Source organism: Desulfovermiculus halophilus DSM 18834 (genome assembly GCF_000620765.1).
Classification (GTDB): domain Bacteria; phylum Desulfobacterota; class Desulfovibrionia; order Desulfovibrionales; family Desulfothermaceae; genus Desulfovermiculus; species Desulfovermiculus halophilus.
Genome location: NZ_JIAK01000004.1, coordinates 212,152 through 226,766, shown reverse-complemented (window position 1 = coordinate 226,766; position 14,615 = coordinate 212,152). Strand labels below are relative to the sequence as shown.

Genomic DNA, 14,615 nt, shown 5'->3' with positions numbered 1-14,615 from the left:
CGCATGCGATTCCATTTCGTGTGTCGAAGAGCCGAAAAAGAACAGACGAACACCATGGATCTCAGGTCGATAAAGGGAATGTGCACATGACCGCAGCTGTGAAGATGGAGACCCAGGGGCTCAGCTTTTACTATCAGGACTTCAAAGCGCTCCAGGATATCGGCATCGCTTTTTACGCCCATCAGGTCACCGCCCTGATCGGACCGTCGGGATGCGGAAAGAGCACCTATCTGCGCTGCCTGAACCGGATGAACGACCTGATCAGCGGGACCCGGGTTGAGGGCAAAATCTTCCTTGACCAGGAGGATATTTATGCTCCACATTTAGATGTAGTGGAGCTTCGGCGCAGGGTGGGAATGGTCTTTCAAAAGCCGAACCCTTTTCCCAAGAGCATCTATGAAAACGTTGCCTACGCCCCCCGGATCCACGGGCTGGCCAGAAAGGGATCCCATATGGACGATCTGGTGGAAGACTCCCTGCGCAAGGCCGGTTTGTGGGACGAGGTGGGAAACCGGTTGAGCCAGCCGGCAACCTCCCTGTCCGGAGGGCAGCAGCAGCGGCTGTGCATTGCCCGGGCCCTGGCCATGGATCCCGAGGTCCTGCTCATGGACGAGCCGGCATCGGCCCTGGATCCCCTGGCCACCCAAAAGATCGAAGAGCTGATCTTTGAGCTGAAGAACAGGCTGACCATCATCATTGTCACCCACAATATGCAGCAGGCGGCGCGGGTCTCGGATCGTACCGCCTTTTTCTACATGGGCCAGCTGATCGAGATCGATGCAACGGATGTGATGTTTACCCGGCCGGGGCAGAAACAGACGGAAGAATATATAACCGGCCGGTTCGGATGATACCGCGAAGGGGGCGCGAGGAGATCATGGAGACGCATTTGCATAAGGAGCTGGAAAAGCTCGAGGTCAAGATGATGAGGATGTTCACCTTGACTGAAAGGGCGTTGGGTGCCGCGGTCAAGGCCCTGATGGAGCGAAACGACTCCCTGGCTGAAGAGGTCATTGTGGGCGACAAGGAGATCAATGCCCTGGAAGTGGACATCGAAGAGGCAATTTTGCACATCCTGGCCCTGTGGCAGCCGGTGGCCAAGGACTTGCGTTTTGTCATGGGCTGTTCCAAGATTGCCAACGACCTGGAGCGTCTCGGTGATCAGGCCACCAATGTAGCCGAGCGGGCCATCATGCTCAATCAGCGCCCCAGGCTCGCGCTGATGAGCGCTGTGCAGTCCCTGGCCGATATTTCTCTGTCCATGTATCAAAACGTGATCGACGCCTTCTCCAGGCTGGACTGTGATCAGGCCGCACAGGTCTGCGGCCAGGACAATACTGCCGATGACCTGAACATCAAGATCATTCGCCGCCTTATCGACTCCATGAGCAGTGAAAACGCGGTTGTGGAACGAGCGGTGCACACGGTGATTGTGGCCAACTCTCTGGAACGGGTCGGGGACCTGTCCACGAACATCGCCGAAAACATCTACTTTATCGTCCAGGGTATCAACGTGAAGCATTCCGACCGCTTTGATTCCAAATGCTCCTGAGGCCCTTGGTCCGCCATCCGTCGTAAGCACAGCTCTCCCGGGACGAGGTTCCATTGCAAATCCGCTTTCCATGAGTGAGGCAAACATGAACGAAAAGCGTCGATACACGTTTGAAGTGTCCAAGACAGAGCTGGGGAGGTTTTTGCGCACTCTGGCCGACAGCCTGGAAAATGACGCTGCGCAGGTCGAGGAGTTCGGCCTGGATCTGTCCAATATGCGGAAAATGAAGCTCAGCGCCAAGAGTTGGCCGGACGAGCCTTTCCACCTCAAGGTCAAGGTCACTCCGTGGCAAGCCGAGGAAGGCGATGACGATGAAGGAGAAGAGGCCGTCTATGCGCGGCTTAAAAAGCGGATGAAGGCCTACTACAAGGAGCTGGGGGCGAATCTGCGGGCCAATCAGCAGCCGTCCCGGGAGATAGTAACCGTCTTTCTCCAGGACTGTGCCAGGATGACAGAGTTCATCGGCTATGGAGACGAGTTCTACCCGGGATTTACCCAGGCCTGCCAGGAATTCCAGGAGGCCTTTGACCGGGAGGAGCTGGCGGCCATGCAACGGGCGTTTGATCACATCGAATCCTTGAAGGACCGATGTCACGACAGATATAAATAGGCTCTTCGACACAGTAAGTGGAATTGCATACACAGAAGAGATGGCAAACTCCAAAAATCCACAGGCTACGGCGAAGAACCTATAAATAGCAGGGCGGCGCCTGAATGCCATAGCTTGCTGAGCACCCCATGTTTACATCAAAGCCCCAGTTCCCATCCCTGGTTCCGGATCCAATCCCAGAGGAAGTGACCGACCGGGATGAGGGCGTCTTTTGGCGGATCAACAGCACGGCTCTGAGCGACGAGCAACAAAGCCAGGTGTGCGTCCCGGACGAGGTCTGTCCCCGACAGCGGGAGGTCCTGGCCGTGCACTGGCATCCGGAGTTCGTGCCCATCTCCCTGGCTGTCTCCCGGATGCAGACCATGTTTCCCAACCGGGAGCAGGAGCTGGTCATCCCCACCCAGCACAATGTGCTCATGTCCCATGCCGGGTACTCTGGGGTGGAGGTCGACTGCTACTCCCGGCGTTTTAACCAGAAGGTTCAGCTTCTGGTGCATATGACCGGGGAAAAGGCGGCCGGGGCAGACGTGCTGTGCTCCATGCTGGAGCACACCAGGCAGTACAGGGCAACCCAGCTCTTGGATCTGCTCCGGACCTTCACCCAGCCGGTGCAGGAACGTCTGGACGCAGCCGCCAGAGTGACCGGGGCGGATGCCGATCTGATCCGGTTCATCGCCGTGCATGTCACCAAGCTGGACACATTGCTGCACGCGCACCTAGCCGAACTGCCCCTGGATGTGGTCAAGAACAAAATGGTCCGCAACTTCTTTCATGCCCTGCGTCCGAACTACGGCCACCGGCTGATTGACCAGGCCCTGAACTTCCTGCAGGAGGTGAAAAAGGAGGTCAAGCGCGATTTTCCCTTGCAGTACTTCTTTCGTACCTCAGAGGTCATTGAGGAGGCCCGTGGACTGGGGGCCGGGATTGTCGTTCCCCATCCGGAGCAGTTCTGGCCCATACTCCTTGCAGAGTACGACGTGGACGGGTATGAAGTCTGGAACCCGCAGTCCCAGCGCTATACCGACTTTTTGATCGAAGTGGTCACCTCAAAGAACAGGGAGCGGTCCCGGTCCAGGCCTCCGCTTTTGATTTTCATGGGTGACGACACTCATATGGGGGAGAAGGTCAGGACGGAGACGGAGACAGATCCGGCCAAGGCCGGCCGGGAGGTCGGTTATCAGCCGGCATGGGAGGACTGGGCAATCCGCAAGCGGCTGCTGCGAAGCGGGGTTGCCCGGGCAGGGGTCATATCCGAATACACAGCCAGGCTGCAGGGGTAGGACTTCCAGACCCGGCGCAGGAAATCCTGGCTCTTGGACCCAGAAAGTGGAATTGCCTCCAAAAACCCCCAGGCTACGTCGAAGAACCGAAATCCTTTGTGCATGGAGATGGGCAATGGCGGAAGATAACGAGTTCGTCCATGAATCGGTCCAGGATACGGCCACCATCCAGGGCCTGCTGCGGGCCCTGCAGGAGGCCGTGGCAGAGCAGCGGATCGTTTTGTCCGCCGAGGGGCGGGAGATGATCCTGACCCCGGCCTCCATGCTGCATCTGTCCATAACCGGAAGGAAAAAGGGAGCCGGGAACAAGCTGAAGATTGAAATTTCCTGGGAAGATGCCTCGGTCTTTGAGACGGAGCAGGAAAAACATATATCCATCCAATCCTCAACCGGGGAATAAGGACCGGGGCCGGATGACTCCGCATCCTGCGCGCGTCGCGGACGCCTTCTCCCATCCGCAGCCAAGGCCGAAGAACCAAGAATGACCGCGAGCGGACTCCACGATAACTTTCGGTTTTTGATCCTGGAAGTCATCAGCCATATCCGGCAGACCTCGACCTTTCTTCTGGCTCCTGAGGCGGAGCTGTATGAATACATCGTCTCCAGGGACGATTATATCGACAACCTGAAAAACAGCATTGAAAACGCCTGTTACGCCCATATCGCCTCAGCCGCAGAGTACAGGCTTTCCACCCAGGCCATCAACACCTACCGGGCTGTGCAGACCATTGCGGTCAATCTGGAACGCATAGCCGACTACTGCGTGAATATCGTTCACCAGGTCCACCATCTGTCCGATCCCAATTTTCTGCAGGCCTACGACTACCAGAGCATGATCCGGGAAATACTGTCCGGAATGGATGAGATCCATACCGCCCTTCAGGAGAAGAGCCTGCCCCGGACCCTGCATATCTGCCGCACTGAAAACACCCTGGATAAGATGTGCAAGGCCAGGTTCGATCGGATTATGGACGAGCTGCAGCATGGGCCGCGCTGCCCCGGGGACTACATGACCGTGGTGTTCATCATCCGGTACCTGGAGCGGATCGGGGATGCGCTTCTGAACATCGGAGAGGCCATCCTGTTCGCCATCATTGGAGAAAAGATCAAGATCCATCAGTTCCAGGCCTTGCAGGAAAACCTGACCAAGTCCGGGTTGCCAGCCGAGCTTTCGGAGGTGGACCTCACCTATATCTGGGGCTCCAGATCCGGGTGCCGGATCGGGCGGGTGGAGAACACGAACCGGACCCATTCCAGACAGGAATCGATCTTCAAGGAAGGGGCCCGGAAAAAGATCCGCCGGGAGAAGGAGTGCCTGGAGCACTGGCAGGGGATCTTTCCGGAGATGGTGCCCAAGATATTCAGCTTTCACGAAGATATGGAGCAGGACACGGCTTCTCTCTTGCTGGAGCTCCTTCCAGGATGCACTGTGGATGAGACGGTGCTGACCACGGACATGGATACAGTGCGCAATGCATTCTTTATCCTGCGGGAAGTGCTGGAGGAGGTCTGGACCCAATCCGTGGCGGACCGCAAGGTGCAGACCAGATACATCCCCCAGCTGCGCAAGCGCCTGGAGGCGATCTTGAATGTTCATCCCCATTTCCGGCGCAGGAGGGAAAACATCGGCCGCGCCGTGCTCCCATCCACAGAGGAGCTGCTGCAGGCCGCAGCGGTCGTGGAGCAGGAGCTGCCCGCTCCGTTCTCGGTCTTTATTCACGGGGATTTTAATACCAATAACCTGGTTTACAGCCACGGGGAGCAAAAGATTCATTTCATCGATCTGCACCGCTCGACCTACGGGGATTATGTCCAGGACGTGGCGGTGTTTCTGGTCTCCAACTACCGCATACCGGTTTTTAATCCCGCTCTGCGCTTTCGCTTGAACTGGCTGAACGCCAGCATGTACGGCTTTGCCCTGGATTTTGCCCGCTGGCGGGGGGACTGGACCTTTCAGGCCCGTCTGGCCCTGGCCCTGAGCAGGTCGTTCTATACCTCGACCCGGTTCGAGCTGAATCCTGACTTTGCCAAAAGCATGTTTTTGCGGGCGCACTATCTCCTGGACCGGCTGGCAGCCCATCGCGATCAGGGCTGGGAGTCCTTTGTCCTGCCCCGGGAGGTCGTTACGTCCTAAGGAGGCGATATGTGGCACATAGGTGTGGTGGGAACCCCGGGAGGGCGGTCTTCGGAGTGGCTGGCCGATGAGGTCAGGGATCAGACCGGGCATTCCCTGCTGGTGGATATGACCTCGGTGACCCTGGATCTCAGCCGGGGGACCGCTTTTTTTCGGGGACGCGATCTGTTGGAGCTGGACGGGCTGATAGTCAAAAAGATCGGCAGCAGATACTCCCCGGATCTTCTGGACCGGCTGGAGATGCTGCGGTTTTTGCATCGCCGGGGACTGCCGATCTTTTCCCCCCCAGAGAGCATGATGCGGGTCGTGGACCGGCTGAGCTGCACTGTGGCCTTGCAGCTGGCCGGGATCCCCATGCCTCCCACGGTGGTGACCGAGGATATAGAGGAGGCCAAGCAGGCTGTGCGCAGGTTCGGCCAAGCAGTGCTCAAGCCGCTGTACACCTCCAAGGCCAGGGGGATGCGGGTGATTGGAGATACACCGGATCTGGACCGGGAGATGCGGGCCTACTCGGCCGAGAATGCAGTCATCTACATCCAGAAAAAGATAGACCTCAACGGGCGGGATCTGGGGCTTGTCTTTCTGGGCGGGGAATACCTGACCACCTATGCCCGGTGCAATCCAGGACCATCCTGGAATACCTCCACAGCCAGCGGAGGCCGGTATCAGGCCTACGCGCCCAGCCGGGGGTGCATTGATCTGGCCTCCAAGGCCCAGGGCCAGTTCGACCTGGATTTTACTTGTGTGGATGTGGCCGAGACAGAAGACGGACCGGTGGTCTTTGAGGTCTCGGCCTTTGGCGGGTTCCGCGGTGTCTGGGAGGCACAGGGACTGAATGCCGCCCGGATGTTCACGTCCTATGTGATGCAGCGGATCAGGGCGGGGGGATGACTGCACAGAGCATCCCCCCGATCCCAACCCGACCGGAGGTTATCTGGCTATCATGGACCGCAGGGCATCGGAGCAGGTCTCGCAGTTCTTGGCCATGTCGCTGAGGCAGTCGATAAACAGAATCAGCTGAAAGATGTCCTTGAAGGTCAGGTCGGAATTGTAGATCAAAGACCGCAGGGCCTTTTTGTCCCGGGTGACTTTGTCCCGCTGCACACGGATCTTGCGGAACTTCTCCTTGCATCCTTCCCGGTCCAGGGACTCTCCATGCACGATCCTAACGGTTGACTGCAAAGCGGGCTGCAAGAGCTTGGCCGTTGTCCCCACCTGGTCCAGGAACTCGATGGTCGGCTTCTGAAACTCCTTGGGAACGATCATCCTGCGCATGCCCAGCCAATGCAGGGCCTCCTGGGCCGAATCCAGGATGTTGTCCTGGCTGCGGGTGTAGTTCAGGAACAGGGTCTTGTCCACAGGCATGAACAGGCGCCGGGGGAGATGGTTGCGGATATTGCGTTTGATCTTGTCCGCATGGGCCTCGATATCGTCGATTTCCTGGCTCAGATCCTCGAACTCCCTGCACACATCCGAGCTGGCCACATAGCACTCCAGGGCATCCCGGATGATCTCCAGACATTCGTCTATCTTCATATAGTGTTCAATAAGCCCTTTCATCGGGGAGCGAGGGCTGATCAAACCGAAAAACGGGATCCGTTTCATAACATCACTTCCTTTTATCCAATCGAATCAAGTTTTTTGCGCAGGACGCAGCTGCCCTCAACCACTGTCCTTTGTGACGGATATCTCTCTTAATTTGATAGAGAAATTGCAGTATACACAGTTTCTGTTTTCTTACAACCATCCACTGTCCGGGAGTTTCACAAGAACAGACCGGACAGGATGTTGAAATAGACGATACTGGTAAAGGCGGCGATGGGCACGGTGAGGACCCAATAGGCCACGATGCGCAGCAATACGCCGAAATCCACAGAGCTGAATCCCCGAGCCAGACCGACGCCCACAACGCCGCCGACTGCTGCGTGGGTGGTGGAGACTGGCAGTCCGAGATTGGAGGCAGCCAGCACAGTCGTCGCTGCGCCAAAGTCCACGGAAAAGCCGCGGGTGTTGGTCAGAGAGGTGATCTTGGTCCCCACGGTGGCCATGACCTTGCGGCCGAAGATCATCACCCCCAGCGCGATGCCCACTCCGCCCAGGGCCAGGATGGACAGGGGGACGTCCGCCTGCTCCAACAGGGCGTGCTCCCGGGAGATCATGTAGATGGCCGCGACCGGGCCGATGGCATTGGCCACGTCGTTCGCTCCCTGGGACAGGGCCACATAGCAGGAGGTTCCGACCTGAATCCGGCGGAAGATAAACTCCACGCTCTCAGCCGAGCGCTCGGCTCCGGCCATAACCGAGCGGACGATCCGGGTGCCCGCAAACCAGATAAGGACGCAGATCCCTATGATGGCCAGCAGCCCCATTCCGTCGGACACCGGGATCTGCTTGCCCACCGGGGTCTTGTACAGAAAGGAGAGCAGAACCAGGCCGACGGTCAAGGCTATCCAGATCGGGGCCCAGCGCAAGGCTTGAAGGAAGAAGTCGGTATGCATTAGGATGAAGCGGCGGATGTGGGAAAAGACGGCAAAGGAGATGGCTGCGGCAAAGAACGGAGAGATGATCCAGGAAAGGACCACCCCTCCCAGGACAAGCCAGTTGACGACTCCCGGGCCCATGGCGATCAGGCCGAAACCGAGGATGCTGCCGATGATGGAGTGGGTGGAGGAGACGGGCAACGCGGTCAGGGTGGCGATAAAGACCCAGGTTGCAGCCGCCAGAAGGGCTCCCAGCATGCCCACGATCATGATCTGCGGATCAGCGATTTGATCGGCGTTGATGATTCCCTTGCTCACCGTGGCCGTGACATGGGAGCCGAGAAAAACCGCTCCCACGAAGTTCAGGGTCCCGGCAATCAAAACGGCTTGCCGAACGGAGATGGCCTTGGCCCCGACTGCCGAGGCCATGGCGTTGGCCACGTCGTTGGCTCCAAGGTTGAAGGCCATAAGGAAGCCAGCGAGCAGAGAGAGAAAGAAGAAAAGATCATACAGGTTCATAGATCACCATCTTCCATGTCCATCCAGGGGCGGATGCACTGTATGCCCCGGAACAGGACTACGCGTTTGCAGTGTGGGGTGTCCGGGCCTGTGTTCATACATGACTGCCCCCCTATAAATGAACTCGGTATATGTTGCAAGGAGTACTTGGGGTGCCAACTCAGAAGCGGGATCTGCTTCTTCGGCGGCTGCCCGCCGCAGAGGATAGCTCCCTATGAGCACGGGGAATGAGCTGCATCTGCGCCTTCCGGATCAGAGGCGCATGGACTGGTTCAGGCAGAATCCTGAACTCGGCCCCCGTCTGCTTTTCTTCACCGGGGGGAGCGCGCTGCGGGCTGCAAGCAGGAGACTCGCGGCCTATACCCAGAACTCAATCCATGTTGTGACCCCTTTCGATTCCGGAGGGAGCTCGGCCCCGCTCCGACAGGCCTTCGGCATGCCGGCTGTGGGCGATATCCGCAACCGGCTGATGGCCCTGGCCGACCCGGATGTGGAAGGGAACGACGCCCTGGTCAGCCTTTTTGCCCATCGTCTGCCGCGGACGGCTTGCCAAGAGCGGTTGCAGGCAATGCTTGATGAGCTTGTGCAGGCCGGACACCCGAAGATACAGGTCCTGCATCCGGCTGTGCGGGAGGTTGTTCGCCGCCATTTGCAGATCTTCCGGCACAGCATTCCTCCAGGGTTCGACCTTGCCGGCGCCTGCATCGGCAATGCCATTCTCTGTGCCGGCTGCTTGGAGCAGCATGGGGACATCAATGCCGCTATCTCCTTGTATTCCGGCCTGGCCGCGGTTCGCGGCATCGTCCGCCCGGTGGTCCGGGACAGCTGTCATCTGGGGGCTGTTCTGGCCGACGGACAGACGGTCATCGGCCAGCACCTGCTGACCGGAAAGCAGGCTGCGCAGATACCGAGCCCTATCCGGCGCCTGTTTTTGACCTCCGGCCTGGATTCTTCAACCCCTTGTTTTGTTTCAGCGGACAGGGATCTGACGGATCTTATTGGGCAGGCGGAGCTGATCTGCTATCCCATGGGCAGCTTCTTCACCAGTGTGCTGGCCAATCTCCTGCCCCGCGGGGTGGCGGAAAGCATAGCCCGGGCCAGGTGCCCCAAGGTCTTTGTGCCCAATACGTTTTACGATCCGGAGGCCCTTGGGCTGACTCTGGCGGATCAGGTCCGCACCCTGCTCAGCTTTTTTCCCGCCCGGTCAGGCGGAGAAGGGGGGCTGGATTTTGTCCTTTTGGATGGCTGCCTGGAGCACTATCCCGGCCCAATCGACCTCAGTGCGGTTCGGTCCCTGGGGGTGCGTGTGGCCCGGGCCGGCCTGGTTACCCCGGGGTCTGCTCCGGGCATCGATCCCGAGCGTCTGGTGCAGGCCTTGTTTTCCCTGGCCAGTTCCCCTGATTAGGAGATCAAACACCTTCACGGAGTCTGCATGTCTTTTCACCAGCTGCCCCTTGAGCCCCAGAAAACGGTCCTGGCCCGGGAAGACAAAGAGAGCTTCCTGCACTGGGTGCATGCCTTTCTTGCCGCCCGGCAGACCCTGATCCTGGCTACCTGCTGGCAGGCAGTGCCGGCCTGCAATCTGATGAGCTTCGCCCCGGCCCCGGGGGTGTGTTCCCTGGTCATCGTCTCCCCGGCTGACAGCCGGAAGAGCAGGGCCCTTCGCCACAACCCCAATGTTTCCCTACTGGCCTTGGACGACAAGGCCTACAGCCAGGACCTGGACCAGGGCACGGCCCTGACCATGAACGGCCGGGCCAGAGAAGTAGCAGCTGGTGAGCGGCAGGGGCTGGAACAGGTCTTCACCGCCCGGAACCCGTCCCTGGAACCCTTTGCCCGCAGCCCGCAGTCCGCAGTGTTCTGTATCCGGGTGCATCACCTGGTGGCAGTGACCAACTTTCAAAAGCTCACAGAGCTGCACCTGGAGGAATAAGTGGGAACAGATCCGCGCCGCATCCAGACCCTGCAGGGAACAGAGCCCGGGAGCGGACCGGTCATGTACTGGATGAGCCGGGACCAGCGCACGGAGGACAACTGGGCCCTGCTGTACGCCCAGGAGCGGGCCATGCAGGGCGGGCGGGGCCTTATGGTCGTCTTCTGCCTCCAATCCGAGTTCCTGCACGCAACCTTGCGCCAGTACAGCTTCATGCTCAGCGGACTGGAGCATACCTGCCGGAACTGCCTGGAGCTGGGCATCCCCTTTGTCCTTCGCTTCGGCCGTCCTCCGGATATCCTGGCTGAGCTGGCCCGGGCCTGGGATGCCGAGAGCGTGGTCTGCGATTTCGACCCCCTGCGGATCAAGGTCCGGTGGCGGAAGGAGCTGGCTTCCCGAACCAGGACTCCGCTGTACATGGTCGATGCCCACAACATCGTCCCCTGCTGGGAGGCCTCAGATAAACAGGAGTACGCGGCCCGGACCATCCGGCCCAAGATCCAGAGACAGCTGGTCGACTTTCTGACCCCGTTTCCAGGGCTTGCTCCCCATCCGTTTCCGGTCCAGGGGACGGACCTGGCAGAACCGGACTGGAAGGAGGCCGCCACCCGGCTCACGGTGGATGCAGATCCATCCCCTGTCAGCAGTCCGGTCCCCGGCGCGCAGGAGGCAAAGCGCATGCTGGGGGAGTTTGTCCGTCATTTCCTGGCGGAGTATGCCCAAAAGAGCAACGACCCCAATGCCGGGGCGGATTCCGGGCTCTCGGCATACCTCCACTTCGGCCAACTGGCTCCCCAGCGGGCGGCCCTGGAGGTCCAGGCCGGCGAGGGTGTCTCCTCCCAGGCCAAAAGCGCGTTCCTGGAGCAGCTGATCGTGCGCAGGGAGCTCACGGACAACTTCTGCTGGCACAATCCAGGGTATGATTCTTTGTCCGGACTGCCGGAATGGGCGCAAAAGACCCTGGAGGCCCATCAGACGGATCCACGTCCTTATGTGTACACCCCGGCCCAGCTGGAGGCCGCCGCCACCCATGACGATCTGTGGAACGCGGCTCAGCTGCAGATGACGGCCCAGGGAAAGATGCACGGGTACATGCGCATGTACTGGGCCAAGAAGATCCTGGAGTGGACCCGGAGCCCGCAGGAGGCCATAGAGACCGCAGTCAGGCTCAACGATCGCTATGAGCTGGACGGACGGGATCCAAACGGATATGTGGGGGTGCTGTGGTCCATCGGAGGGGTGCACGACCACGGGTTCAAGGAGCGGCCGGTATTCGGAAAGATCCGGTACATGAGCTATGCCGGATGCAAACGGAAGTTCGATGTCCGGGCCTATGTTCGAACCTACGGCCGGAGTGAAGATTAACAACGGAACTTCGGTTTTTTCTGTCATTCCGGCGAAATCCGGAGTCCAGGCTAAGAACTGGATCCCGGATCAAGTCCGGGATGACGCCAAGATGGCTTAGGGCAGATAAAGAAAGTTACGGTTCTTCGACGTAGCTTGTGGATTTTTGGAGTTTGCCATCTCTTCTGAGTGCCCACTTTCGGCCCGGTATTTTCTATGTCCCGCCAAAGGGGGACCCCTGCCCCCTCCCGGCACACAGAAGAGACGGCAAACTCTTATGGAGGCAATTTTATCGTTCCCACGCTCTGCGTGGGAACTCTTTTGGACGCTCCGGCGTCCAGAAAGAGACCGCGGGAGCGGTCAGGATAGCTCCCACGCAGAGCATGGGAGCTATAAGTAATCGCCTGGCTCTTTGCAGGCGTTTGTTGTACCCAAACTGTCGCTGTAGGGTTTGAGCATTAATTTCATGCAAAACGGTATGCGGGTCATAGCCCGAGACCCGCAATCATCTTTATTCCAGGAAAGGACGCATGCATCAGGAAGACGCCGCCCTTCGCTATCAGGCCCACCATCTGCAGAATCTGCTCCAGGCCATGCTTAAGTGCTGTGAACAGCGACTGGACCGGGAGCAGCACCTCTTCGGGCTGCCGTGCTCGGAGATCAACTGCCTGCTGTTGTTCAGGGACAGGCGATACGTAACCCTGACCCAGGTCGGCAGGGAGTTGGGAGTGGCCAAGAGCAGGGCGACGGCATTGATTGATGCCCTGGTCGGCAAAGGCCTGGCCGAAAGAAATCCGGACCCCCACGACGCCAGGATCAAGATGATCACCCTGACCCGGCAGGGTGACAGGAAGCTTAAGGCTGTTGTGTCCTATCAGGACACAATCCATGAACACGTGCTGCGCAAGTTCAGGCCCGAAGAGCGGGATCAGCTGCTGACCTGTCTGGAAAAGCTGAAGTACGGAATGGAGCTGGTCAGGGAGGAAATGGGCGAGGGGGCGTGACCCAGGCTGAGGGCAGGTAAAGGCAAGGTGTCAGGCTTTGGGCGGCAGACTTTAGTTGCGACCCAGGAACACCTGGGATGCCTTGAAGTTGCTGCCACCCTGCACCCGACACCTTGAGGTCTACTTCAAGGGGCTTGGGCCAAGATCCTTCAACGTAGTTTCCAGCTCATTGAGGATCTTGGTCATGTCATGGCCCATATTGGAGGCCAGGGTCGCAAAACGCAGGCGGCTCGGATCCATGCCGGCGTTGGTCAGCATGCGCTGGACATTTTCGACCCGCCAGCCGGCAAAGGTGTTTCCGTGGACAGATTTGCAGTTGCCCGGATGGCAGGAAAGGACCAGGACGCCGTCCGCTCCCTTGAGAAAGGCTGAGAAGATATAGTCTAGATCCACTTTCCCGGCGCAGGGGACGTGAATCGTCTTCAGGCCGGCCGGGAGGTTCAGGCCGAAAAGCCGGGCCATCTTCAGGGCCTCCAGGGAGGAGTTCTCACAGCAGAAGGCCACGATGCTCGGGGCCTGGGCTGTTTCGCTCAAGGACAGGTCCAGCTGACTGGTGATCCCTTGATCCTCAAAGCCCATGATCTGAATGGCGTCCTGGGGGCACTCGCTGGCGCAGATGCCGCAGGCCTGGCAGGCCAGGGGAGAGATGACCGGCTTGTCCTCCCAGGAAATGGCCCCGTGCGGGCAGCAGCGGTAGCAGGTCAGGCAGAAGCAGCATTTTTCCTTGTCCACCACCGCCTTGCTCTCTGGGGCGAGGGCGGTTCCGTCCCCGAGGAACCTGTGCACTTCCTCGGCGGCGTTGGCCGCATCCTGCCAGGAGAGGGACAGGTCGGCCACATCCCGGCTGCCGCCTACCACGAAGATTCCCTCCCGGTTGGAGCGAACCGGAAAACGGTGGACATTGTTTTCCTGCATAAAGTCCCACGGACCGCGGTCTATGCGCAGCAGATGGGCAAGCTTGGGCGCTTCCGGGGATGCCAGCAGGGCTTCTTCGACCACAATCAGGTCGGGCTCAAGGGTGACCTCCTGGTTCAGGACCGGGTCCAGGGCGCTGATGGATGAGCCGTCGGGGCTTATCTGGGGCGGGCTCTGCAGCTTGAAATAGATGGCACCGCTGTCCCGGTTGTCCCGGTACAAGCGCTCCAGGCCGCTGGCCGCCACCTTGATGTTGTTCACGTAGACATAGGCCTGGCCGCCCTGATCCTGGACCTTCTGCACAGCCTGCATGACCCGGCGCATAACAACCGGATGGCCCTCCTGGCCGAATCCGACCACAAATGCAACCCTCTTGCCGGAGCCTATGGCGTCGGATGCGCCGGTCCCCTGGGCCAGAGCCTCGAACTGGGACTGGCTTACAACCCGCTGGGAGGGGGATACCCCATAGGCGTCGAAGAGCGGTGAGGCCTGGACATCGTCGGCCACCACCACGGCTCCGGCCCGGCGTTCCACCACGTCCGTGCCCTGCATCAGCTTCATCCTGAACCGTCCGGGCATGCCTTCGAAGTGGAGGAGGCTGGTTCCGGTCATGCATTCGATCTCAGAGATGTCCTGCACGGCCGATTTGAAGAGTTCACCCTGCTTGGGGGCGGCATGGGCCAGAAATCCGGTCTTGTCAGTGATCTGATCCAGATTGGGCTCGCTGTCGACCAGGGTCACCTCGTATCCCAGAGAGGCGAGTTCCTTGGCTGTGCGCTGTCCTGACCACCCGCCGCCGAAGACAAAAACCGACGTATCCAGATCCATCGCTGTCAGTGTGCTT

The 14,615-nt window shown here is 59.4% G+C and carries 14 protein-coding genes; 11 read left to right on the top strand and 3 right to left on the bottom strand.

Annotation, left to right across the window (positions count from 1 at the left end; all coding sequences use genetic code 11):
* Positions 1-80 precede the first annotated feature (80 nt).
* The 7 genes from pstB (at position 81) to N902_RS0101130 (ending at position 6,467) form a co-directional block, all read left to right on the top strand.
* Positions 81-851, top strand: coding sequence for a phosphate ABC transporter ATP-binding protein PstB (gene pstB / locus N902_RS0101160; RefSeq protein ID WP_244147351.1), 771 nt, complete (start codon positions 81-83; stop codon positions 849-851).
* A 26-nt stretch (positions 852-877) separates the two neighbouring features.
* Positions 878-1,552 (top strand): phosphate signaling complex protein PhoU, encoded by a 675-nt coding sequence (gene phoU, locus N902_RS0101155; protein WP_027369428.1) that lies wholly within the window; start codon positions 878-880, stop codon positions 1,550-1,552.
* 85 nt (positions 1,553-1,637) lie between these two features.
* The gene (locus tag N902_RS18480; protein ID WP_051564065.1) at positions 1,638-2,162 is read left to right on the top strand and encodes a GAK system XXXCH domain-containing protein; all 525 of its coding nucleotides are present in this window, start codon (positions 1,638-1,640) and stop codon (positions 2,160-2,162) included.
* Between the two features lie 128 nt (positions 2,163-2,290).
* The gene (locus tag N902_RS0101145; protein WP_027369427.1) at positions 2,291-3,442 is read left to right on the top strand and encodes a hypothetical protein; all 1,152 of its coding nucleotides are present in this window, start codon (positions 2,291-2,293) and stop codon (positions 3,440-3,442) included.
* 115 nt (positions 3,443-3,557) lie between these two features.
* Positions 3,558-3,842: an amphi-Trp domain-containing protein gene (locus N902_RS0101140; RefSeq protein WP_027369426.1), complete on the top strand. Its 285-nt coding sequence runs from the start codon at positions 3,558-3,560 to the stop codon at positions 3,840-3,842.
* Positions 3,843-3,923: 81 nt separating this feature from the next.
* A complete protein-coding gene (locus N902_RS0101135) occupies positions 3,924-5,576 on the top strand; it encodes a PhoU domain-containing protein (protein WP_027369425.1) in 1,653 nt (550 codons plus the stop codon).
* 9 nt (positions 5,577-5,585) lie between these two features.
* Entirely contained in the window at positions 5,586-6,467 is an 882-nt protein-coding gene (locus N902_RS0101130; protein WP_027369424.1) for a GAK system ATP-grasp enzyme, read from the top strand.
* 39 nt (positions 6,468-6,506) lie between these two features.
* Here N902_RS0101130 and N902_RS0101125 read toward each other — a convergent pair whose 3' ends face one another.
* Together N902_RS0101125 and N902_RS0101120 are read right to left on the bottom strand one after the other, a co-directional pair.
* Positions 6,507-7,181: a DUF47 domain-containing protein gene (locus N902_RS0101125; RefSeq protein WP_027369423.1), complete on the bottom strand. Its 675-nt coding sequence runs from the start codon at positions 7,179-7,181 to the stop codon at positions 6,507-6,509.
* A gap of 158 nt (positions 7,182-7,339) precedes the next feature.
* Entirely contained in the window at positions 7,340-8,575 is a 1,236-nt protein-coding gene (locus tag N902_RS0101120; protein WP_027369422.1) for an inorganic phosphate transporter, read from the bottom strand.
* Positions 8,576-8,789: 214 nt separating this feature from the next.
* Here N902_RS0101120 and N902_RS0101115 point away from each other — a divergent pair, with 214 nt between their 5' ends.
* From N902_RS0101115 to N902_RS18475, 4 genes are all read left to right on the top strand, one after another.
* Positions 8,790-9,980, top strand: a complete 1,191-nt coding sequence (locus tag N902_RS0101115; protein ID WP_027369421.1) for a GAK system CofD-like protein — start codon at positions 8,790-8,792, stop codon at positions 9,978-9,980.
* Positions 9,981-10,007: 27 nt separating this feature from the next.
* The gene (locus N902_RS0101110; protein WP_027369420.1) at positions 10,008-10,508 is read left to right on the top strand and encodes a pyridoxamine 5'-phosphate oxidase family protein; all 501 of its coding nucleotides are present in this window, start codon (positions 10,008-10,010) and stop codon (positions 10,506-10,508) included.
* Entirely contained in the window at positions 10,509-11,873 is a 1,365-nt protein-coding gene (locus tag N902_RS0101105; protein ID WP_034621121.1) for a deoxyribodipyrimidine photo-lyase, read from the top strand.
* Between the two features lie 509 nt (positions 11,874-12,382).
* Positions 12,383-12,856 carry a MarR family winged helix-turn-helix transcriptional regulator gene (locus tag N902_RS18475; RefSeq protein ID WP_051564064.1) on the top strand — a complete coding sequence of 158 codons (474 nt, stop codon included), beginning with the start codon at positions 12,383-12,385 and terminating at the stop codon, positions 12,854-12,856.
* Between the two features lie 120 nt (positions 12,857-12,976).
* On the opposite strand, the gene N902_RS0101095 is transcribed toward N902_RS18475, so the two are convergent.
* Positions 12,977-14,599, bottom strand: a complete 1,623-nt coding sequence (locus N902_RS0101095) for a hydrogenase iron-sulfur subunit (protein ID WP_027369418.1) — start codon at positions 14,597-14,599, stop codon at positions 12,977-12,979.
* Between the last annotated feature and the right edge of the window lie 16 nt (positions 14,600-14,615).